A 23,256-nucleotide genomic window follows, 5' to 3' on the forward strand; every position below is an offset into this window, starting at 1 on the left:
GAACAATAAGTAATACAGAATAGGCAATATATGTGATAGTACTTCTTTTGAATGTAGTGTATCAGCCTTTAAAGCCACAAAAATGTTATTTAGAGCATTCTTCACATAAATCTATAAACATGAGTTTTTTAAAACGTTTAGCAAAAAGAGTATTGACTATTTATGAAATAATCCTATATCTAATGGTTTCTGTAACTGTTATTATGGTGATATGGATAATGAATTATATGTAAGCTCACTCCACATTTTTTTGATTGACAACTACTACTATTAATTTAAGAAATAGAACACCCACAGATAGACTTAACAGCATTATCTTCTTTCTCCAAAATCAATAATTCAAAAAATGACAGATGTATAAAACGCGATAGATAAATACATCTTATCAACCAACAATAAAGCATTAGATGGTATCTCTACTAAAACTAAGATGCTTAAACCAATCAAGTCTTAAAAAAACAACTCGAAATTTTAGCTTCCTAGACCTCATCTCCCCTTTTTTCTAGGAAAAAAACGCAGTAGGATAAGCATTTATTATCCTATAAAATAGATAGCATTTAATCTGAACAAACATAGCACAATACATGCATTGCAGAGATTGTGCAACCCTTTGTTTTGATTGTGTAACTATAACGCTTAAAACTAAAATACATTTGTATACGGCCGAGATCTAGATTTTTCTAATTAGACGAATAGAAAAATGCAATCTCTCATTCTACTAAGTATTCTTTAAACTATTTACTTTTTCAAATTTTTTAATAAGCAAAATATGAATAAAATAAGACATTACTTATTACTATTGTTTTTACAACTTACCCTTTCTTTGGGAGCTTTTGCTCAAAGTCAAATTCAAGGTGTTGTAAAAGACGAGCAAGGTACTCCTCTACCTGGTGTAAATGTTACTATAAAAGGAACAACAACTGGAACAACTACAGATTTTGAAGGTCTGTACTCTCTCTTAAATGTTCCTGAAGATGCTACTTTAAAAATCACATTTATTGGTATGCTTCCGCAAGAGATTGCTGTAGCAAATCAATCTACAATTAATATCAGCATGCAAACAGACCTTCTAGATTTAGAAGAAGTGGTTGTAGTTGGTTACGGTACTGTAAAAAAGTCTGACGTTACTGGTTCTGTAGGATCAATAAAAAATGAAGACCTTAAAACTTTACCTGTTGCAAGAGCTGACCAAGCATTGCAAGGACGTATAGCTGGTGTTGATGTTCAAAACAACAACTCTGCTCCTAATGGCCATACTTCTATTCGAATTAGAGGTTCTAACTCTATTGTTGGTGGTAACAATCCTTTAATTGTTCTTGATGGTTTTCAGTCTGGTGTATCATTAAACCAGATTAACCCTAACGATATCGAATCTATTGAAGTATTAAAAGATGCTTCTGCTACTGCAATTTATGGTTCTAAAGGTGCTAACGGTGTAATTCTTATCACTACAAAAAATGGTAGTAAAGATAAAAAACCAACAATAAGCTATAACGGTTTTGTACAGGTACAACAAGTTGGTAAAAAAATTGACTTAATGAATGCTGCTGATTATGCAGAAACTGTTAATGCAAACAGAACAGAATTAGGCGGGAACGACATCTTTACTCAAGAAGATATTAATGGTTTCAAGACAAACGGTGGAACAGATTGGCAAGACGAAATTTATAGAAATGGATTTACGCAAAACCATCACTTAGGAATTAGTGGTTCTAGCGAAACTTTAAACTATAATATCTCTGGTGAATATGTAGATCAACAAGGTGTAGTGGAGAATTCTTCTTTTAACCGTTTCTCTATTCGCCCTAACTTGAGTTTTAAACTAAGTGAGAAATTAAACTTAAACTTGAACTCATACATTGCAAGAGAAGTAGACCACCCGACTACGCAAAATAGCTTTACAGATAGTCCTATTTTTGCTGCACAAGTTTGGGCACCTACAAAGCCTGTATATGATGATGAAGGAAATTATTCTTTACCAGGTGGCGGATATGGTCCTGTTGCAACAGGTAACCCTAAAGCATTAGCAGTAGAGCCAGTAAGAGATAATTACACAAATAAATTATCTATTAACGGAGATGTTAATTATAAAATTATTGATGGGCTGTCTTTAAATATCATGGGTGGTTATAACCAAAGTGATTTTGAAAACAATTACTTCAATAATTCTAAAATATACCAAAATATTGGTCAAGAAACAGCAGGTATTGGTGTAGGCAGAACAATGACGTTGCAAAACACAAACATGTTGCAATACACAAAGAGCTTTAATAAGCATAACCTTAATCTAACAGGTGTTATAGAGCAACAATACGAAGAACGCAATTGGTCTTCTAGTGGAGCAAGAGGTGAACTTTTAAATGCGGGTGGTTATAATGGTCTTCAAATGGGTGCTGAATTTATTGCTCCTTCATCTAGTAGATCAAAAAGAACATTGTTGTCTTATATGGGTCGTGTAAATTACAACTACGATAGCAAATACTTATTAACTGTAACAGCTAGATCAGATGGTTCGTCGGTTTTTGGAGCTAACAATAAAAGAGCTTTCTTCCCTTCTGTTGCTTTAGGTTGGAATGTAACGAACGAAGCATTCTTACAATCGAGCGAAACGGTTACTAATTTAAAAATTAGAGGTAGCTGGGGTCAGGTAGGTAATCAAGCAATTGCTCCTTATACTACTTTACCAAGACTAAAAACAGGTGCTTCTGCTCAATTTCCAATTGATGGTATGGGTTTAAGTTCAGGTGTAGCTATTGCAACTTCTGCTGCTAACCCAGATTTAAAATGGGAAACAACTACACAATCAAACATTGGTTTTGATGTTGAATTTTTTGGTGGTAAAATCCAAGCAACTTTTGATTATTACAACAAGTTAACGGAAGATTTATTACAGTATGCTCCTCTACCTAAAACTTCTGGTAGTTCTAATGTTTTAAGAAACATCGGTAAAGTAGAAAACAAAGGTATTGAACTTTACATTGGTGCTACTCCTATTGTAAATGGTGATTTTGAATGGAATACAGGATTCACTTTCAGTAGAAACAGAAATAAAGTAATTGATTTAGGTGGTGATATTGAAGAAATGCCAATCGGAAACGGTGGTGGTCTACCTGGTTTTAATAACGTTGTTTGGTTAGAAGAAGGACAGCCAATGGGCGTCTTTAGAGGATATGAATATGCAGGTGTTTGGTCTTCTGCAGAAGAAACTGAAGCTGCTAATGTAACTTCTGGTGGTGTTGCATTCTTCCCTGGTGCTCCAAAATATGTAGATCAGAATGGTGATGGTGTAATTGATGACGAAGACATTGTGAACATCGGAAATGGACATCCTGATTTTACTTTCGGATGGAATAACACATTCACTTATAAAGGATTTGATTTTACAGTATTTATACAAGGTGTACAAGGAAAAGATACTTGGAATTTAAGCCGTGTAAGATCAGAAATTACAAACTCTGATGGTGATGCTACAAGTACTAGAATCTTAAACAGATGGTCTGAAAGTAATCAAGATACAGACGTTCCTTCGTTCAAAGGTTATGATGCGTTCTCTATGACAAACTCTAGTCGTTGGTTAGAAGATGCTTCTTATATCAGAATCAAAGCAATCAACTTAGGTTACACATTCTCTAACGAGATGGTTTCCAAATTAGGTATTGGTTCTGCAAGACTTTATGTAAACGGTACTAACCTTTTCACTTTTACGAATTACTCTGGATATGAGCCTGAAGCTAGTACAGGTACAGATACATGGGGTGGTATAGACATGGCTTCTTACCCATCTCAAAAATCATATACTTTAGGTTTAAACGTAACATTCTAAGAAACAACAATGAGAAATTTATATAGTTATTTAAAAAACACAGCCCTAACAGCATTATCTGTAGTAGCGCTTAATGCATGTGTAAGTTTAGAAGAAGAACCTATCGGTATTTTAGCTCCAGATAGTTTTTATAAAACAGAAAGTGATTTCCAAGCTGGGTTAAATGGTATGTTATCACCAATGTGGCAATCTTGGGGTGGATATGCTTTTAACTGGGGGTTATTCCAAATTCCTGGGGCTATGGCAGACGATATTGCCACTGCACCACACGATGCTTTCCTTCAGTTTGATCGCTTTAATTACAATCCAAACAGTGGGCACGTTTCTAACCTTTGGGGTACACATTATGCGGTAATCAACAATGCTAACATCTTGATTTCTAATTTAGAAACAACAAGTGCGGTAAACGATGAGAAGAAAGCTCAATTAATTGGTCAGGCAAAGTTTTGGAGAGCAAACTCTTACTTTACACTAACACAGTGGTTTGGTGAAGTTCCAATTATCACAACAGAAAACAGAGCAAACGCAGACGTTATTGGTCAATCTCCTGTTGCTGATGTTTACGATGCAATTGTACAAGACTTATTGGATGCTGAAGGTACTTTACCTACTGCTTTCCCAGAGAGAATTAGACCGACAAGTTGGGCAGCAAAATCTTTATTGTCTAAAGTCTATTTAACAATGGGTGGATGGCCTTTAAAAGATGCAGACGCTTATAGATTAGCTGCAGAGAAAGCAAAAGAAGTAATAAATGGTAGCCCGTATAAATTAGAAGCAGATTTTAAAGATCTATGGATTGCAGATAACGGCATTACAAACTCTGAATTTATCTTTACTTTTAAAGGTGTTACAAGTGGTGGATGGCCAAACCCAGGTTCATCTTTCTACCACCATGCATCAAGACATCCAAAAGAACTAGGTTGGGGTGATTTCTTTAGTGAAGCAACGTTCTACAATAACTTCCCTGATGGTTACAGAAAAGATGTTTCTTTTACTACAAGCTGGCCTGACGGTACTTCGTTCCCTACTGATGTTGCAGAACCTTATGTAGCTAAATATAGAGATGCAGGTTCTTCAATTATATCATATGAAGGTACAGATTTAACAGGAGTAAATGAAGAAGGTCATGCTTCTTATGTACATATGAGATATGCTGATATTTTATTAATATTTGCTGAAGCTGAAAACCAAGTAAATGGACCTACAGGTGAAGCATACACTGCAATTAATAAAGTACGTAGAAGAGCTTTAAAATTAGATGTAAATACACCTAATAAAACTGTAGATTTATCTGGTCTTGCTAAAGATAGTTTTGATAAAGCAGTAATTGATGAACGTGCTTGGGAACTTGCTTTTGAAGAAAAAAGATGGTTTGACCTTGTTCGTAAAGAATTAATTGTTGAAGTGAAAGGTGGTGAATACCCTCACATTAATCAAAACTACGGACACCTTCCAAAACCTGCTTTAGAAGTAGAGCAGATTGAGGGTTTAGAGCAGAATACGTATTAGTAGTATACATTTGTAATACAGAATAACCCCTTATTTAATAATTAAGTAAGGGGTTATTCTTTTTTATTGTAATATCTTCATAATCTTAATTTGCTCCTTATTAAAAATAACAGTTCTGTTCTTAAATTAAATTACCATTCTTTTTAACGAAAAAAAGTGAAATTACAGAAGCAATGAATGCAAAAATAAATGTTGCTATCAAATTTTGTATTGAGAACGGTAATTCTGAAAATTCTATAATTCCATCTAATGATTCATTATTATTCTCAGCAATTTTGAGTAAAGAAGCTGCAAAATCTTTAGGAAGAGAATCATCGAAGTTAAACATAATAATGTCTATCGTTAAATAAATTATTATGTTAAAAAATAATACAATTAAAATTGATAAGTAAGGCTTTAAAGTATTCTTATTCTCTAAGAATTTATTACTCCTATTTAATAAAAAAGTATTAAAAAAAAGTATACATATAAAAGTAATTATACCTGGTAGAATTGGTAAAAAAGATGCCTCAATTATACTAAAACCATCTGCTCTAAGGTACTCTATAAAAGAAAAAGATATTGAAAACGTAAATAACCCAGAAAATATACCTTTCATAACTGAATCTTCAATACTTTTCTTGAATTGTTTAATTAACATTTCCCACTATTAAATATCTTGTAAAATATGATGTGATATATAAGATAATAATTGTAATCAATTCACTTGTATTACTAATATCCACTTTTAGGAAAAGCATTACCCCTATTGAAACTAAACCACTCTGCACTGAAAGTGCAGAGGTTTGGGGGTAGGACTGAAAGTCCTACGCTCACTTCCTCTTATTCCAACATGAAGTTGGAATTATCGTCCATATCGCTCCTATGATGTTCTAAATAGTCGTTGACCATTTCGTCTGTAATGTTACCTGTACTCCAAGCGCCGTAACCTCCTGCCCAAAAATGCTTACCCCAATACCTTTTTCCTAAACTAGGATATTCTTGTTGAAGTAACCTTGAAGTTCGACCTTTCATACGTTTCAAAATATCACTAAGACTTTTAGTCGGAGGGTACTCTATATGGATATGAACATGATCTTTACTTACAACTCCTTTTAGGATCTCAATACCTTCTGCTTCACAAATTTGAATGAGAAGAGATCTACATCGTTTTTGAATATCTCCTTCTAGAACTTGATAACGATATTTAGTCGCAAAAACTATATGGACGGTCAACCTAGTCACTGTATGATGACCTTTTCTATACTCATGTGTCATAATACTCAGAATGTAGTAGATTTTTTCGAAATACTAAAGTTCTGCACTGAAAGTGCAGGGTTTTAAACCCATTTATGAGACCAATAAATAAGGTAGAGTGAATAATAATATAGTTTTACTAGTAAAATTATACTGGTCAAAACTATCAACTTTATCAAAAAAATCATGAAAGAAATATTTCCAAAATATTGCATTTAAAATAAATACAGAGAAGAAAATGTAACGATCCATAGTTTAGGTTTTAGCTTTGATTTCAAACTTAATTTATCCCAATAAATTAAAAATATCAAATAACGTGAGACTAAAATCATTTTTCTGTGAAATCATTATAAAGTATTAACAAGAACTACTTACCATCTGACTAACAAATAGTTACATACAAGTCGAATTTCTAAAAAATATCTACTAAGCTTCTTTTGAACTAATTGGTTTAGCTTGTTGATAGTATATTAAAAAACTATAATCTATTAGTCCTTATATTGTTCTTCGTCGTAAGCCGGCAGGTATCACTGCGAACTCTATTATTATTTAAGTTTTTAACTTAAACCAAAAGAATTAACAATAAACCCTCTTCTATAGCCATTCGAATATAATATTTGGTTTTTTCTTTTTATTCACTTCAAACCCCAACACACTAACACTCTCCTTCTAAAAAACTAATCCTAAAGAATTGAGATACCCAACAATTAATTTTTTGAATTATTACTGCTACTAATTCTAAACCTAAAAATCCCAATCCACATAAATTTTAAGTAAATAGTACTATCAAAAATGAGGAACTATTATTAATGGTAAAAGCCTATATCAATCTCTATTTAGGTATAATAAAACATAAAACGATGAACAAATTTTTTAACACTATACTACTCATAATTGCAATACTTTTCCCTAAAGGAATACAAGCACAAGAACAACTTTTAAGTGAGCGTATCCCTATTCTAAAAAGTTACGACCAAAACCATTTACACCGTATTGCACTGCCAATTGGAGGTATTGGAACGGGTACTGTTTCTCTTGGTGGAAATGGTGCTTTGAAAGACTGGGAGGTAATGAATGTACCCGCAAAAGGATACAGTACTGTAACTACAGGTAACGATGCTCCGTTCTTTGCCATTTATACAAAAAAGAAAAATGTAGCGGCTAATACTAAAGCTTTACTTGGTCCTATTGATTTTGCCGACTACCAACATTACGAAGGACGTTCGGTAAACCATCATGGATTTCCTCGTTTTAGAAATGCTTCTTTCGAAACTTCTTACCCGTTTGGTATTGTAAATCTATCTGATAAAACAATGCCTGTTAAAGTGAAAATTGTAGGGTATAATCCTTTAATTCCTACTAATTCTGATGCATCGGGTATACCAATTGCAATTCTTAACTACGAAGTTGAAAATACAAGTGCTGAAGAAATTGAAGTAGCTATATCTGGTAATATCAGAAACTTTATTGGAAAAGATGGAAGTAATTTCACTTCAGATTGGAAAGGAGATTTTATTCCTAAAGGGGAGAAATACAATAAAAATGAATACCGTGAATCTGATCAACTAAAAGGTATTTATATGTATTCTGATTCTGTAGATAAAAACGATGCCGCTTGGGGTACTTTTGCGATTTCTACACCAAATGATCCAAATAGTAAAATTACTTATCGTACGAGTTCAGTTAAAAATGATTGGTACAATAGTACTTTAAATTTCTGGGATGAATTTAGTAAAAATGGTCTGTTAGTTGAAAAAGAAAAGCAGATTGACCCTGACCCTTTGGCTTCTTTAGCCGTTAAAAAAACGTTGAAAGCTGGTGAGAAAAAAACATTTACTTTTTACCTTACTTGGAACTTCCCTAACCGTTATGCTTGGTCTAAAGAGAAATTGAAAAACTACTATGCTACACAATATACAGATGCATGGGATGTAATTACTAAAGAAGTTGATCAGCTGCCTTTACTTACTAATCAAACATTAGATTTTGTAACTACTTTTGTAAATAGTACTTACTCAGCACAGATTAAAGAAGCTGCTTTGTTTAATATAAGCACTTTGCGTTCTCAGACTGTTTTTAGAATTGAAGATGGTAAAATGTTTGGGTGGGAAGGAATTATGGATAGAAAAGGCTCTTGCTTTGGTTCTTGTACCCATGTTTGGAATTACGAACAGGCTACTCCTTTCTTATTTAATGATTTGGCAATGGGCATGAGAGAAGTTGAATTTAATTATGCTTTATCTGATAACGGACACATGGGATTTAGAACCAAACTCCCATTACAAAAAGGTGCTTCTGGAATTGGTTTAGCTGCAGCTGATGGGCAGATGGGTACTATTATGAAATTCTATCGCGAATGGCAATTATCTGGAGACGATGCTTTTTTAGAAAAATGGTGGCCTAAGGTAAAGCTTGCACTTTCGTATGCATGGATTGAAAATGGTTGGGATGGAGACCAAGATGGTGTTATGGAAGGTGTACAGCACAATACTATGGATGTGGAGTATTATGGTCCTAACCCTCAAATGCAAATTTGGTATTTAGGAGCACTTAAAGCAGCAGAAAAAATGGCAAAGCAAGTAAATGATAAAGCATTTGCTAAGAAGTGTACACAGCTTTTTGATTATGGTTCTGAATGGACAGATACTCATCTTTTTAATGGTGAATATTATGAGCATAAAATCCAAATGCCTGCTTCTAAAGCTGATATTCCTAAAGGTTTAATTGAAGGATACCGTAGAAATGGGTTAGACTTAGACGATCCTTTTTATCAGTTAGCTTCTGGTTGTTTAGTAGATCAGTTAGTGGGGCAATATATGGCACATACACTCGGTTTAGGGTACTTAGTTAGAGAAGAAAATGTGAAAACAACTTTAGAAAGTATTCTTAAATACAATCAGAAAGAAGATATGTTTGAGCATTTTAATAATATGCGTTCGTACACTATAGGCAATGAAAAAGCACTTTTAATGGCAAGCTGGCCTAAAGGTGGTAGACCAAGAGTTCCTTTTCCTTATTGGGCAGAGGTGATGACTGGTTTTGAATATACTGCTGCTGTTGGCATGTTGTACGAAGGTATGGAAGTAGAGGGTTTAAGTACCATTAAAAATATCCGTGACCGTTATGATGGTCAAAAAAGAAATCCGTTTGATGAAGCCGAATGCGGGCATCATTATGCAAGAGCAATGGCATCTTGGGCAGGTATTTTAGCTGAAAGTGATTTCCATTATTCAGGGGTTGATAAATCTATTCAGTTCATAGAAAAAGAAGGAAATTACTTCTGGGCTAACGGTAGTGCTTGGGGCAATTTTTTGGTTGAAAAAGAGGGTAACGAGTATGCTATCACTTTAAATGTGAAGTATGGTGAAGTAGCATTTAAAACAATACAAATTGGTGATAAACAGAAGAAATCTTTTAGGTCTCCTAAACTGGTTACACCTACATCGCCTTTAACTTTTAGATTAAGAAATACACTATAATTTAAATATACTACTCTTAGAGAGTCCTCTTGGGGTAGTATATTTAAAGTCTTTAAAAAAGAAATTTATGATAAAAAAGCTAACAACATTCGTCCTACTTTTCTCTTTAATTTGTTCTTGTAACACCGTTGTTTGTGAAGAGGATGAAGAAATTTATGATTGGAAAGCAGAAGTGAAAAATACCTTAAAAGTATTTGGCCACAGAAATTGGATTGTTATTGCAGATGCTGCATACCCGCAACAAAGTAACCCTGCCATTAAAACAATTACTATTAATGCTACGCAATTAGAAGCAGTAGAATACGTACAGCAATTAATTAAAGAAGCAAAACATGTGGATGCAAATATTTTTGTAGACAAAGAAATGGCGTTTGTTGCAGAACCTGCTGCAAAAGGAATAAAAAGTTACAGAACAGCATTAAATAAGTTATTAGATGGTAAATCAGTGACAAGGAAATTACACGAAGATATTATTCGTGAGTTAGATACATCTGCAAAATTATTCAATGTATTAATAATTAAAACAGACTTGGCTATTCCGTATACTTCTGTCTTTTTTCAATTGGAATGTGGCTATTGGAATGCTGCATCAGAAGAGAATTTACGTATAAATTTAAATAAGTCATCAATTCAATAAATTAGCAATACAAAATGAAAAACACTTGCCTTTTTATCGGCTGTCTATTTATCTTTTTGGGATGCAATAAGAATACCTTTGTTTCTAATGAGTCACCTAAAAAGCCAAACATTGTCTTGATCTTTACAGACGACCTTGGCTACAATGATATTGAGCCCTATGGTGCTCCACGAATAAAGACACCCAATTTAAATCAGATGGCAAGTGAAGGGATTAAGTTTACTAATTTTTATGCACAACCTCTTTGTGGACCTTCCAGAGCTGCACTTTTAACAGGAAGTTATCCTATACGAATTGGAGAACCTCAGAATAAAAAAAACTTTCATACAAAACTTCATCCTAAAGAAATCACCATTGCAGAAGTACTAAAACCCAAAGGGTATGTTTCTGCTATTATAGGTAAATGGCACGCAGGAGAAGAAGAAGGTCAAATGCCTTTGGAGCAAGGATTTGATTACTTTTTTGGAACGCCGAAGTACAATGGAAACACAAAACTTATTGAGGATAATCCCAAGTTTAGAGCATCGCTTCTTAATAATACCGATACGGTTATGAAAATAAATACAGTAGAAGAAATGGGGTTATTAACGGGTATGTATACTAAAAAAGCAACATCATTTATTAAAAAGAACAAAGACAAACCTTTCTTTTTGTATTTAGCACATAACATGCCTCATGTCCCGTTGGGAGCATCAAAAAAGTTTAGAGGAAAATCTGAAGATGGTTTTTATGGAGATGTAATTGAAGAGTTAGATTGGAGTGTTGGGGAAATATTAAAAACGCTAAAGGAAGAAGGTTTAGAAGAAAACACACTCGTTATCTTTACATCTGATAATGGGCCTTGGATTGAAGATAAAATTGGTGACCATGGAGGAAGTGCTTACCCACTTAGAGGCAATAAAACACAAACTTGGGAAGGCGGTGTTCGTGTTCCTTGTATAATGCAATGGAAAGGGAAATTAAATGAAGGTACTACAAATACAGAGCTTTTAACTACGCTAGACTTCTTCCCTACTTTTTCAAAACTTTCTCAAAGTAAGCTTCCTGAAACATTAACTATTGATGGAATTGACATCTCTAATGTGATTTTAAACGAAGAAAAAAGTGAGAGACAGTATTTTTATTACTACGCATACACGCATTTACATGCTATAAGAGATAAAGAATGGAAGCTGGTTCTTCCTCGTCCAGCAAAGCCCAAGTTTATGAAATGGGCCAAAAGAAAAATTGATGGAGTGGATGAGATACAGCTTTTTCACCTGTTAAGAGATAAAGAAGAAAAGAACAATGTAGCCGAGCAATATCCAGAAAAAGTGAAGGTACTATTAGCAGCGATGGAAGAGGCTAGAATTGAACTTGGCGATCAGAATAGAATTGGAAAAGGGGCTCGCTTTTTTGATGAAGCACCAAAAACAGAAAGATTAGAGGAGTATAAAAAGTTTATGGGCAAAGAAAATAATTTGTAATTATTCTACCTAATTTGATTAATTTTTGATAAAAAACAATGTATTTACTGTGATTAAAAAACCTGTCACAGCGTAGTATACTTTACCCTATACAATAGAACACACAATAAGTGAATATATAATGTTGTTTATACATTTAAACAAAATCTATCTATTATTTCAATATTTATAATTGAATATCAGTTTCTTTGCAATTTTATTAATTTAAAAACTGCGAAATAGCAGTTAATTTTATGGTATAAAAGATTGTATTTACTTGCTGATCGGCATCTTTAAAGAAAAATACTTCCCCTACATTTGTAACATGATCAACAGCAAAAAGATCAATTACAATTTAAACACGCTCTCAATTATTAAAACATATACTACCATGAAAAATTTAATCAAACTAAGTGCTTTCGTACTATTATTCTTTTTTACTATAACATCCTATGCCTCTACAATTTATTATTTACCATATAATGGCATATCATATTTCTTTAAATCATCTTTAAATGGAAAAGACGTTAGTTTAATATTTAATGATTTAGATGGAGAGGAAATAAACTTTAGAATTACGAATAAGAAAGGTGATGTTTTTTACGAAAAGAAAATTATAGGAACAGGACGTATAGTAGAAGATATAAACCTAAAATCTTTACCTGAAGGAAATTTTATTTTCAGAATGAGTTTTGAAGATAAAATAATGCAAAGAGAGTTTTTTGTGACTCCTTCAAAAACATCCATTATGCTTAATTATTCGCTTACTTCTAATCAAGATAAATTTCGTATTTCTGTAAAAGATGAAGCCCTTTTCTTACTTCTTGAAAAGAATGTTAAAGGTTTTGTAAAGATGCGCCTTAAAAAAGAAAATGGCGAAATTCTTTATTCAAACAAGTTTTTAGCAGAAGCCAAAAAAATATGAATTAAATCAGTTACCAGCTGGTGTTTATGTAGCTGAACTAGAAATAGACGGCAAATTATATTCAGACTCATTTTCAATCTTATAAAATAATAGTGATAAAATAGTTAGTAAAGAATTCATTTCATTTCATACGTTGGAAGAGGTTATCATACTGTGGTAACCTCTTTTTGTTTTATAGGAGTATATCTTGCTTAGATACGTATTAAGGTAGATAATACCATTCGTCTTTAAAAGTAAGCTCTCTATTTGAACGAAAAAAAGGTAACCCCTTAATTATAATTTTACTATAATTCGAGAGGTTATCCTATGGATTATTCCACTATTTATTAACGCTTACATGAAAAATAGCATCACCTTTATATACATTAGGTGCTGTATTTAAGCCAAAAATATAACAATCAAAAGGTGCATATATTTTCTTTTCAAATTTACCAAACGGGTCTGATATTCTACCTAAAAGCATTTTCTTAGTTACTTTCTGACCGTTTTCAACAGCAGATTCAAATATGCCAGAATAAGAAGCTCTTATCCATTTACTTTTCTCTATTACAATAGTATCTGAATTTACTTGTACGTCGCCATCCTGCATCTTTAAATGCTTCATGACATTTAGAGCACCAGTTACACCACAATCTATTACAGATTTATCCAATTGTAATGATTTACCCCCTTCAAATAAAATAATTGTCTTCCCTAATTTATGTACTGTTTCTCTTATTGAATGTGCTATATATTTAGAATGCATTAGAAATGGAGCACCAAAAACCTCTGCTAAACTAAGCTGCTTTTCATCGTTAATATTACACCTAACATTAGGGTAGTTACTTCTATCAGCACCACCAGTATGAAAGTCTAAAACATAGTCTACAAATGGGGCAATCTCTTTGGTAAACTTATACGCAAACTGACTTGCTAAAGAACCTTTACTAGACCCTGGGAACATACGGTTTAAATCTCTTCCATCAGGAAATTCTCTTGTTAGATTTAAGTACCCAAAAACATTAAAAACAGGAATACAAATTATAGTACCTCTCTTTGGTACATTGTATTTTTTTCTGATAACATCTCGAACAATTGCAACACCATTCGATTCGTTTCCATGCACTCCACCTAACAACAATAAAACAGGTCCATCTTCTTTTCCTCGTTCTACAATTACAGGTACTTTTAAACTATTACTAGTATGTAATTTTGCTACTTCTAACTCAAGTACAGCACTTTTCCCTTTTGGGATTTCCGTTCCTAAAAGGACAAATTTATCTTTAGACATTTCTTTCTAAGTATTTAATAATTTCTTTTGCAATATCAATTTTCGTCGCATTTTCTATTCCCTCTAATCCAGGAGAAGAATTGACTTCTAAAACCAACGGGCCATTTGTAGATTGTAACATATCTACCCCTGCTACTCCAAGTCCCATTGCTTTTGTAGCTTTTAATGCTGTAAGTTCTTCTTCATTAGATAACTCAATTAACTGTGCGCTACCTCCTCTATGAAGGTTAGAACGGAATTCGCCCTCTTTACCTTGGCGTTTCATTGCTCCAATTACACGTCCGTCTACCACAAAAACACGAATGTCTGCCCCTCCAGATTCTTTAATAAATTGCTGAGCAATAACTCTTGCTTTTAGACCATTAAAAGCTTCTATTACAGAACTTGCAGCATTCTTTGTTTCTGCTAACACAACACCTAACCCTTGTGTACCTTCTAAAAGTTTAAGGATTAACGGAGCACCACCCACAGATTCGATCACATGGTCTACATCTTTAGCATAGTTAGTAAACACAGTTTTAGGTAACCCCACACCAGCTTTAGCCAAAATTTGCAAACTTCTAAGTTTATCTCTTGAATCGGTCAATGCCTGAGAACCAACTGCCGAAAAAACATTCATCATCTCGAACTGACGTACTACAGCAGTACCATAAAAGGTTACAGAAGAACCAACTCTTGGAATTATAGCATCTATATTGTCTAGGTATTTACCATTATAAAATACTCTTGGGTTTTTCTTTTCTAATTCTATTGTACACTTTAAATGGTCTACAACTATGGCTTCATGTCCTAACTCTTCGGCAGCTTCTACTAAACGTTTAGTAGAATATAAATTAGTGTTTCTAGAAAGAATTGCAATTTTCATATTATTATTTTATTCAGTTAAATTATTTTTTAAATGGAATGATTCATCTTTTTTGGACGTATCCACCATAAATTTTTTGTTTAAAAATTTCCTTCCTATTAATACAGGAAACTTCATTTCACTTCTGTTAGAAAGCGATAATTCAATTGGGTATTTCTTATTAAAAAGAATAACTTGAGTCTTTATTATAAATCGTTTCTCAACCTCCCCAAAAGAACTTTTAATATTCTTTTCTGTATATTCCTTTACTTCAATTACTTTGTTTTGGTATTTTAAATACCCTGGGTCAAGTGTTTTAAAATGAAGAAATTTTATACCTTTAATTTCTATTTCTTTTATATCATGACAGTGGATTGATGAAGTATAAGCACCTGTATCTATTTTCACAGCAAGGTCTTCCAAGTATAAATCAGGAAAATCCACTTTGTCACTTCTTCCAATTATTTCCATTGTATTTATTTTTCTAAACTATTATTTCAGTTGATATCATATTAAATAGTCTAAACTTTTTATTCTTTTTAAATGATGCTCAAAACTATTGAGATGGCTAGTAATACGGTAGTTAAACAGCGTATGTTACGGTTACAATTGTGAAAAAAACATAAATCAATAAGCTGCTGATTATAAAATATTTAGTTGATAAAAATGCGCTTTTAATAATGGTGAATTCTATCAAAATTCGCTTTTCAAAATCATTTCAAAAATTACTAACGAGTGTTAATATACTTTTTTTATTGAAAATGAGAACCCTTATTTGTTTCCATCAAATGATAAAATGTAGCACTAGATAAAGAAAGAATAAATTGATAAGGAGCGATAAAATAAGAACATAGTTTAAATCGAGTTTGAAAAAGTAGAGAAATGAGAATGTGGAAATTATTGTAAGTAAGTGATAGAAATAGGCATCTTGTTTTTACTTGCTGCTTATTTTGTATATTTAAAATATCATTTGATTTAAATTCAATATCCTAAACACTATACACACATGCTAAAATATCTATTCATTACATTTTTATTTCTTCCTTTTAATTTAGTTTTTGGACAGACCTTGTCAATTAAATATGAGGCATCTTTGGCTAGTTATTCAGATTTTAAAACATTAGTTGAAGAAGTTGAGCCTTACCGCGAGGAACGCCTTATTAGTTTAGACAAGTTTCTTGAGATGAGTAAAGAAAAGAATGTAATTATTCTCGACAGTCGTTCTAAATTTAGGTACGATAGAAAACACTTAAAAGGTGCGGTTAACTTAACTTTTGCAGATTATACGCAAGAAAGTTTATGGCAGTTAATTCCAGATCCAAACACAATTATTCTAATTTATTGTAACAATAACTTTATTGGCGATCAGGTAGATTTTATGTCTAAGGTAGCAAAACCAAGACCAGATGTTGTGGAAAATCAGATTCTATCAAACAAAAAACCTATAATGTTGGCCTTGAATGTTCCTGTTTTTATCAATTTATATGGATATGGCTACCGAAATATTTATGAACTAAATGAGTTGGTAAATATCAATGACAAGCGTATAAAATTTAAAGGAACAGAAGTAAAGTAATCAATATAAATCATAATATATAAAAGGTAGAATGATGAATACAACTAAATTCATCATTCACCTATAAAATCTTTTCAAAGCATATACTACTTTCTACTTCTTCATACTGACCATAATTTGATATTACTTTATACATTCTTTTTTTATATAGGCCAATAGCCTCGGGCATTTTATCACCTGTTTCTAAAATACATTTTTTGTAACCCAATTCTTCTGCCCAATTTTCTAAATCATCAAAAAGTAAAACAGCCACTTTTTTTCCACGCATTTCTGGTACAACGTACATTCTTTTCATTTCCATAACAGATAATGCATATTCTTTCATTGCACCACAACCTACTGGTATATCATTGTAATAGGCGACAATTACATTTTTAATTTGATCTGTTGTATTGTACTTAGCAAAAAAATCATTTGTATCACCATTTCTAATTGCTAAATCTTTATCTAGTTGAAGTACTAAATTTTGAAAGTCTATATCTGTAGAGTTTGTTCTTTTTAATGTAATCATTTCTTTAAAGTTGGTTTTCAAGAGTTTTTTATTAAAATAGAAACACTAATACTATATTAAACACATTCACTTTATTCTATATCCCATTGTAATTGATGAAACATTAAATGAGTTTATAATTCGATTATTATATGATATGTTAAACCTTTTGTACAATACACTACCTCCTATCAATGTACTCATTATAGCTATAGGAGAGTACTCATCTGTGTAACTTGAGCTTCCTAAACCCATTTTTAAATGCATAGCTAGAGATTTACTAATTTTAAAATCTAATTCTGAGTAAAACATATGATCAATAAACACAGCATTAGATTTAGGAATATATAATTCATCAATTCCTTGAGTTATTAAAGTATGTATTTTATCTCTAATATTATCATATTCCCCTCCATCCCAATATACATTGAACTGATAATTAATAATTCTGAAGTTGACATATTTAGTAGGGATTTGAAAACCTAAATTAAAATTAAACCCACCACCATAATAACTAGTTGCACTCGGTATATTCCCAATATTATTTGAATAATCTGGTAAACCGTTATCTATAACTTTTCTTAAAGCGTATTTATTTTCTACAGATCCCACAAAATCTTGTAAACTATTTAAATTTAATTGACCTACATAAAAACTTGTCCCTACACCTATATGATGATATTTAGCTACTTTTGAATATGATAAATTTCCAAATAAAGATTGATGATCAAACACATTATCAACGTACTGTAAACTTCCATTTTCACCATAATAATGACCTCTTCCATTCCCTTTAGAAAAACTGAGAGAGCCATTTAAAGTATACTCTGTACTATCTCTATATGTTGGGATTTCTATTGGCTGAGCTGATACAAGTTCTCCTGAATGAGGTAATAAAACGACACAACTTTGAAAAAAGATAGATAGAATTACTAGAGAATATAATACGTTAGTTTTCATTCGTAGTTTTAAGCAAAAATACTCTTTATTTTTTAATCTGAAAATTTATTATTGCATTGCCAATATAATCCAATCATAAGAAGTAGATACTCTAACAAAAATACTTATATCACCGTAATCGCCATCTGTATGATTGGGTATTGGTTTTGTTGCTCCTCCAGATAAAACACCAGCTATTTCCCAAACCCCATTATTATTTATAAACAGTGGTCCTCCACTATCTCCTTTAACAGTCGTTCCTTCAAAATCAAGTGCTACAGTATTACTAGTGCCACTGCCAAGTATTTGTTCATCTTCACTTATATAATCATCGCCTAAAGAATTAATTGTACCAATTGGGTTATCAAAATCAATTGCTAAAAGACTGCCAGAATAGGTAATTCCATTAGCTGAAGTAGTTAAACCGGCTACCTTTCTATCTAAAATATTACTAACAGCATGTTTTTTAGAATCTAGGTTATCATCTTGATCTGCCCTTTTTGAATAATCACCAAAGCCACAAACCCATACTACACTTTCGAGTTGTTCTCTATTTTTACTGACTAATTTAGCGGGTGTTATAGTTGTTATTGGTGTAGAAAGTTTAACTAAACATAAATCGTTTGCGTGGCCATAATCTTGATTTCCCGTTAACCATGTAGGGTGTAAAATAACTTCTGCTACTGAATATTCGGCAATCGGATTGTTGGGATCATTTCCAACTTTTACCGTAATACCAGAGGCTCGTGCAGGGCTAAATTGTGTTTCTTGTACATAAAAATTATGTGCTGCTGTTAAAATCCATTCCTCATCAATTAGTGACCCAGATGCTGTATATTCTTGATTATCGCTCCCGTCTAAACTATATCTAAATTGTATTACAGCGTCAAAATTGGGTAAATCACTTCTATTATTGGCCGTTATAGCTTCGTATTCAGCTAATTTTTTATCATGTCTTATGCCAAACGTTGAGGTGTTTTCTTCTTTACTTACAACCTCTTCATCATCCTTATTACATGAAAAAAACAATGCTATTGAGCACATTAATACTAAAATACGTTGATAATTCATAGGAATCTTCCTTAGGTTTAAAATAGATAATTGGCTAATCTTAAAGATACAAATGCAGTTTAAACCTAATAATAAGTAATTCTATTTTAGCTATAACTCTCTTCTGATAATTTGAAGAATATAATTGAAGATGTTCTTTAATAAATACAATTAGTAATGACAAAAAAAAGAGCAATTAAGATACTATCCTAATTGCTCTTTCTAAGTATTTTAAAGTACTTATTATTTTCCTAATGCTTCAATACCAGCCATAGCAACTGCATGATCATCTTCAACAGTACTACCACTTACACCAATAGCACCAATTATATTTCCAGTTTCTTGACATTTGATTGGCACACCACCTGGGAATGTAATTAACCCATTATTTGAATGTTCAATATTGTAAAGAGCTCCACCCGGTTGAGATAATTCTCCAATTATTCCTGTATTCATATCAAAAAATCTAGCTGTTTTTGCTTTTTTAATTGAGATATCTAGAGAACCTAACCATGCACCATCCATACGAGCAAATGCAGTTAAATTAGCTCCTCCATCTACAACAGCAATGTTCATTTTTACGCCTAACTCTTCTGACTTAGCTTTTGCTGCGTTAATAATTTTTTCTGAGTTTTCTAATGAGATGTTCATATTACTTTATTTATAATTATTGTTTCTGAATGCATCGCAAACATACTAGATCTTTTTTATCATATAGTTACTAGAAAAGTCCGACCTGTTGTGAAAAAAGTTCAGATGTAAAAAATTATCTATTTAAGCTATTTCAGTAGGACTCACACCAAATTTCTTCTTAAACGCATTACTAAAATTAGATAAATTATGATATCCAAGATCTAAATAGATATCAGAAGGTGTCTTATTTTCTTTGTCCAACAATTCTTTTGCTTTATCTAAACGCTTATCTCTTAACCATTTGCCTGGCGACATATTGTATTCCTCTTTAAAATGTCTTTTAAAAGTTGATAGGCTCATATTACAGAGAAAAGCAATTTCTTCTAAACTTAAGGATGAAAATATATTTTGCTCAATACTCACTTTAAAAGAGGAATTCTTTTTCTGACTTTCAAGAGATATCAAAAACTTCTCAAATGATTTGCCATATTTTCTTAGTAGATAGATTAAAAGCTCATCAAATTTTATTGATAAAAGCTTGTCGTTTAATTTGGCTTGAGGCTCATTAATATTAAAAAGAGAATCTATGTAAGAAGTGAGGTAATTATCATTTTCAATACAGAAAAAAGTTTCTTCTATTTCTTCGTTCTCTTCAGCTCCTTTATCTATATACTCATTAATAAATTTAGACAGCCTTTCTTCCGTAAAAAAAAGTAATTTACAAAAATAGTTTTCTTCTGGATTGAGTAATTCACTCCACAAACAATTTCCCTTTCTTAGCAAAATGGATTGTTTTTCATTTACAGTTACAGCTCTGTCTGCATAATGTACTTCTTTCCTTCCTTTCTGTAAGAAGCTAAACATATGCATATTGAGGTTGACTTTTGTTTTAATAATTTCTTTTGACATTTGAAGGTTATATATCAAAAGTTCTTTATCTGATAAATCAGATTGAATATAGTGTTCTGGGATATTTTCGATTGTCATCAATTTTTTTCTTTTTGATGAGAGATTTTTTATTCAATTTACTTTCCATATTAGAAGGTAAAAGTATGCATAATTAATTTTGATAGAAATCTACTAAACATACCTTTAATAGTAAAACAAATTGCCACAAAGCTTTTGTTAAAGTATCAGTCTATATCTCTTTTTAATATCTTAATGATTCTACTATTTATTATTTCTGACAAATTCCAAAATAATAAATCAGCATCTGTAGTACTGTAAAATACAATTACAACAGCATCTAATTCTTTATTATAATTAGCAAAACTTTGATATCCAGGTACCCAACCTGCATGTTCGTATTTATAGATTGAAGAATATATTTCTTGTTCTCCATCATTAAAAACTGCCCCATTGTTTAGTGCTCTTAAAAAAACACCTACGTCTTCTGCAGTTGCCAACATACCATGTTCATTTCCCCTTAAATTGTAAGGGTAACCAATATGATACCCACTCATTACGTTTAAACTATCTACATCATTTAGAGAAGCAAATGTATTTTGTAAATGAAGAGGCGTTAGTACTTCTTCTTGAATAAACTGGAAATGAGAATAGCCTAAAACATTGTCCATTATTTTACTAAGCAATAAATAGTTTGTATTGCAATATTCATAGTCTTCTCCAGGTTTAAAGTTTGCAGGTTGATCTAAAATTAAAGCAAGACTTTCTTCATAAGTTGCCGTTGGTTGAGCCCAAAAATTTGGTGCATCTGTAAAATTGGGAATCCCACTTCTATGCTGTACCATTAACCTTAAGGTGATTTCATTCGCATTATCAATTCTACCATCTAGTTCAGGCAAATAATCTACAATGGTTTTATCCAAAGAAAGCCGACCCTGCTTTACTAATTTTGTAACTGCAACAACATTGTATAATTTACTGATACTCGCAATTTTAAAAAGTGCATTCGGTTTTGCAGGAATCTTCTCTTCTCTATTATCCCAACCCGCTGCAAAGTATTGAGGTTGTTTCCCTGCCTGATCTACATAAGCAATAATACCTTCGTAACCATAATCAAGGCTATTTTCTAATTGTTCTTGAATGGTATCTGGTAAGGGTGGAATCCAAGCTTTTACTAAAACCCACGGCACAAAAAACATGGAAATAATTGTAGAAATAAGCAATACTACTCTAAAAATCTTTTTGGCTGTTGTTGTTTGTTTTTTCATAGTTTGGGTGAAGTGCTCTCTATATTTTGTCTTAAAAAAAGAAGTAGTTAATACTCGTCTATAATCACTTGTAAAATGTTAAAAATTAAATTGATTTACAAATCAAATTTCTTTGGTTGTAATTACATTCAATTTTTCTCATAAACCAAAAATAGAACTTTTTAATCAATTGTTAACAATAGAAAACTATAAAGGATAGATTTGTCCTTTATAAAAATATACCTACATTTGTGTCGTTATGTTTTCAAAAGCTTGTCAATATGGATTGAAGGCTGTCATCTTTTTAGGAAAGGAGTCAGCGAAGGGTAATAAAGTTGGGGTTAACGAAATTGCAGAAGCAATTGACTCTCCAAAAGCTTTTACCTCTAAGGTTTTGCAATCTCTAAGTAAAAAGAAGATTGTAACATCGGTTAAAGGGCCGTATGGTGGTTTTTACATCAATAAAGAAGTCTGTACTAGTACATCTTTAAGTGAAATTGTAAAAATTATTGATGGAGATAAAGTATATACTGCTTGTCTCTTAGGGTTTAATAGTTGCGATAAAGAGAACCCCTGCCCAATGCATGATCGATTTGTTGAAGTAAGAGAAAACTTAAAAAAGAAATTAGAAGCAACTACTGTTCAAGTATTAATTGATGAAATAGGTTTAGACTTCTTCAATTTTAAATAAAAATTTATTTTAATAAAAGATAAAAAGGTCTTTTAATATAATTTAGAATGAAAAATATAAATATTGCTCTTATATATTTATGGATTGGGTTTGTTTGTGCCATTAGCTTTATGGAAGCGTGGTTAAAATTTCAAGCCCCAGGAGTAACTTTAGAAATTGGTTTAGGGATTGGTACGTTGGTATTTAGTGCCTTAAATGGTGTGGAAATATGTTTCGCTGTTATGTTATTTGCCGATACATTATACCGTCATATTAAATTTCCGAGTGTTTTTGTGTGTAGAAGAGAATACTTGTACCTCTCCCTTCCAATTTTTATACTCTTTATTCAATCAATTTGGATACTCCCTGAATTAAATGAAAGAGCACAAAATATTATAAATAATATAGCTGTTCCGCCTAGTTATATGCATGCTTTTTTTGGATTCCTAGAAGTAGCAAAAGTACTAACACTCTTTTATTTAGGTAGTTTCTATCTAAAAAAGGTCGAGGTGATAAAATCATTATAAACAAACTATGTACTCTACAAAAAGTACTATTCAACTCTAAATAAACTCTT

Annotated in this window: 20 protein-coding genes; 9 read left to right on the forward strand and 11 right to left on the reverse strand. The window is 32.0% G+C overall.

The window, feature by feature from the left end; all coding sequences use genetic code 11:
- Positions 1-769 precede the first annotated feature (769 nt).
- Positions 770-3,823 (forward strand): SusC/RagA family TonB-linked outer membrane protein, encoded by a 3,054-nt coding sequence (locus tag EI427_RS21340; RefSeq protein WP_126618821.1) that lies wholly within the window; start codon positions 770-772, stop codon positions 3,821-3,823.
- A gap of 9 nt (positions 3,824-3,832) precedes the next feature.
- Complete coding sequence (locus EI427_RS21345; RefSeq protein ID WP_126618823.1) at positions 3,833-5,332, forward strand: RagB/SusD family nutrient uptake outer membrane protein; 1,500 nt, start codon at positions 3,833-3,835, stop codon at positions 5,330-5,332.
- Between the two features lie 121 nt (positions 5,333-5,453).
- Here the strand turns inward: EI427_RS21345 and EI427_RS21350 are convergent, their stop codons facing one another.
- Positions 5,454-5,972, reverse strand: a complete 519-nt coding sequence (locus EI427_RS21350) for a hypothetical protein (protein WP_126618825.1) — start codon at positions 5,970-5,972, stop codon at positions 5,454-5,456.
- A 182-nt stretch (positions 5,973-6,154) separates the two neighbouring features.
- Complete coding sequence (tnpA, locus tag EI427_RS21355) at positions 6,155-6,589, reverse strand: IS200/IS605 family transposase (RefSeq protein ID WP_126615292.1); 435 nt, start codon at positions 6,587-6,589, stop codon at positions 6,155-6,157.
- Positions 6,590-7,428: 839 nt separating this feature from the next.
- Here tnpA and EI427_RS21360 point away from each other — a divergent pair.
- The 4 genes from EI427_RS21360 to EI427_RS21375 all read left to right on the forward strand — a co-directional run bounded on the left by EI427_RS21360 (position 7,429) and on the right by EI427_RS21375 (position 13,054).
- Positions 7,429-10,047 (forward strand): GH116 family glycosyl-hydrolase, encoded by a 2,619-nt coding sequence (locus EI427_RS21360; RefSeq protein ID WP_126618827.1) that lies wholly within the window; start codon positions 7,429-7,431, stop codon positions 10,045-10,047.
- Between the two features lie 67 nt (positions 10,048-10,114).
- On the forward strand, positions 10,115-10,684 hold the full coding sequence (locus EI427_RS21365; protein ID WP_126618829.1) for an RbsD/FucU domain-containing protein: 570 nt from the start codon (positions 10,115-10,117) through the stop codon (positions 10,682-10,684).
- Positions 10,685-10,698: 14 nt separating this feature from the next.
- A complete protein-coding gene (locus tag EI427_RS21370; RefSeq protein ID WP_126618831.1) occupies positions 10,699-12,150 on the forward strand; it encodes a sulfatase family protein in 1,452 nt (483 codons plus the stop codon).
- Positions 12,151-12,520: 370 nt separating this feature from the next.
- Complete coding sequence (locus EI427_RS21375; protein WP_126618833.1) at positions 12,521-13,054, forward strand: hypothetical protein; 534 nt, start codon at positions 12,521-12,523, stop codon at positions 13,052-13,054.
- 319 nt (positions 13,055-13,373) lie between these two features.
- Here the strand turns inward: EI427_RS21375 and EI427_RS21380 are convergent, their stop codons facing one another.
- The 3 genes from EI427_RS21380 to EI427_RS21390 are packed head-to-tail and all read right to left on the reverse strand — an operon-like array spanning position 13,374 to position 15,639.
- On the reverse strand, positions 13,374-14,324 hold the full coding sequence (locus EI427_RS21380; protein WP_126618835.1) for a succinylglutamate desuccinylase/aspartoacylase family protein: 951 nt from the start codon (positions 14,322-14,324) through the stop codon (positions 13,374-13,376).
- Positions 14,317-15,189, reverse strand: a complete 873-nt coding sequence (rimK, locus tag EI427_RS21385; protein WP_126618837.1) for a 30S ribosomal protein S6--L-glutamate ligase — start codon at positions 15,187-15,189, stop codon at positions 14,317-14,319. Before rimK ends, EI427_RS21380 begins: the two co-directional genes overlap by 8 nt.
- A gap of 9 nt (positions 15,190-15,198) precedes the next feature.
- The gene (locus tag EI427_RS21390) at positions 15,199-15,639 is read right to left on the reverse strand and encodes an ATP-dependent zinc protease family protein (RefSeq protein WP_126618840.1); all 441 of its coding nucleotides are present in this window, start codon (positions 15,637-15,639) and stop codon (positions 15,199-15,201) included.
- A gap of 535 nt (positions 15,640-16,174) precedes the next feature.
- Here EI427_RS21390 and EI427_RS21395 point away from each other — a divergent pair.
- Positions 16,175-16,744 carry a rhodanese-like domain-containing protein gene (locus EI427_RS21395; protein WP_126618842.1) on the forward strand — a complete coding sequence of 190 codons (570 nt, stop codon included), beginning with the start codon at positions 16,175-16,177 and terminating at the stop codon, positions 16,742-16,744.
- Between the two features lie 61 nt (positions 16,745-16,805).
- Here EI427_RS21395 and EI427_RS21400 read toward each other — a convergent pair whose 3' ends face one another.
- The 6 genes from EI427_RS21400 to EI427_RS21425 all read right to left on the reverse strand — a co-directional run bounded on the left by EI427_RS21400 (position 16,806) and on the right by EI427_RS21425 (position 22,030).
- Positions 16,806-17,255 (reverse strand): GNAT family N-acetyltransferase, encoded by a 450-nt coding sequence (locus tag EI427_RS21400; protein WP_126618845.1) that lies wholly within the window; start codon positions 17,253-17,255, stop codon positions 16,806-16,808.
- A 66-nt stretch (positions 17,256-17,321) separates the two neighbouring features.
- Entirely contained in the window at positions 17,322-18,194 is an 873-nt protein-coding gene (locus EI427_RS21405) for a hypothetical protein (RefSeq protein ID WP_126618847.1), read from the reverse strand.
- A gap of 48 nt (positions 18,195-18,242) precedes the next feature.
- Complete coding sequence (locus tag EI427_RS21410; protein ID WP_126618849.1) at positions 18,243-19,244, reverse strand: S1 family peptidase; 1,002 nt, start codon at positions 19,242-19,244, stop codon at positions 18,243-18,245.
- Between the two features lie 222 nt (positions 19,245-19,466).
- Positions 19,467-19,874 (reverse strand): GlcG/HbpS family heme-binding protein, encoded by a 408-nt coding sequence (locus EI427_RS21415; protein WP_126618851.1) that lies wholly within the window; start codon positions 19,872-19,874, stop codon positions 19,467-19,469.
- 123 nt (positions 19,875-19,997) lie between these two features.
- The gene (locus EI427_RS21420; RefSeq protein ID WP_126618853.1) at positions 19,998-20,843 is read right to left on the reverse strand and encodes a helix-turn-helix domain-containing protein; all 846 of its coding nucleotides are present in this window, start codon (positions 20,841-20,843) and stop codon (positions 19,998-20,000) included.
- Between the two features lie 146 nt (positions 20,844-20,989).
- Complete coding sequence (locus EI427_RS21425; RefSeq protein WP_126618855.1) at positions 20,990-22,030, reverse strand: serine hydrolase domain-containing protein; 1,041 nt, start codon at positions 22,028-22,030, stop codon at positions 20,990-20,992.
- Positions 22,031-22,268: 238 nt separating this feature from the next.
- Here EI427_RS21425 and EI427_RS21430 point away from each other — a divergent pair, with 238 nt between their 5' ends.
- Together EI427_RS21430 and EI427_RS21435 are read left to right on the forward strand one after the other, a co-directional pair.
- Complete coding sequence (locus EI427_RS21430) at positions 22,269-22,700, forward strand: RrF2 family transcriptional regulator (protein ID WP_126618858.1); 432 nt, start codon at positions 22,269-22,271, stop codon at positions 22,698-22,700.
- A gap of 47 nt (positions 22,701-22,747) precedes the next feature.
- Positions 22,748-23,206 carry a hypothetical protein gene (locus EI427_RS21435; RefSeq protein ID WP_126618860.1) on the forward strand — a complete coding sequence of 153 codons (459 nt, stop codon included), beginning with the start codon at positions 22,748-22,750 and terminating at the stop codon, positions 23,204-23,206.
- The last annotated feature ends 50 nt before the right edge of the window (positions 23,207-23,256 follow it).

It is taken from the genome of Flammeovirga pectinis, assembly GCF_003970675.1.
GTDB classification, from domain to species: domain Bacteria; phylum Bacteroidota; class Bacteroidia; order Cytophagales; family Flammeovirgaceae; genus Flammeovirga; species Flammeovirga pectinis.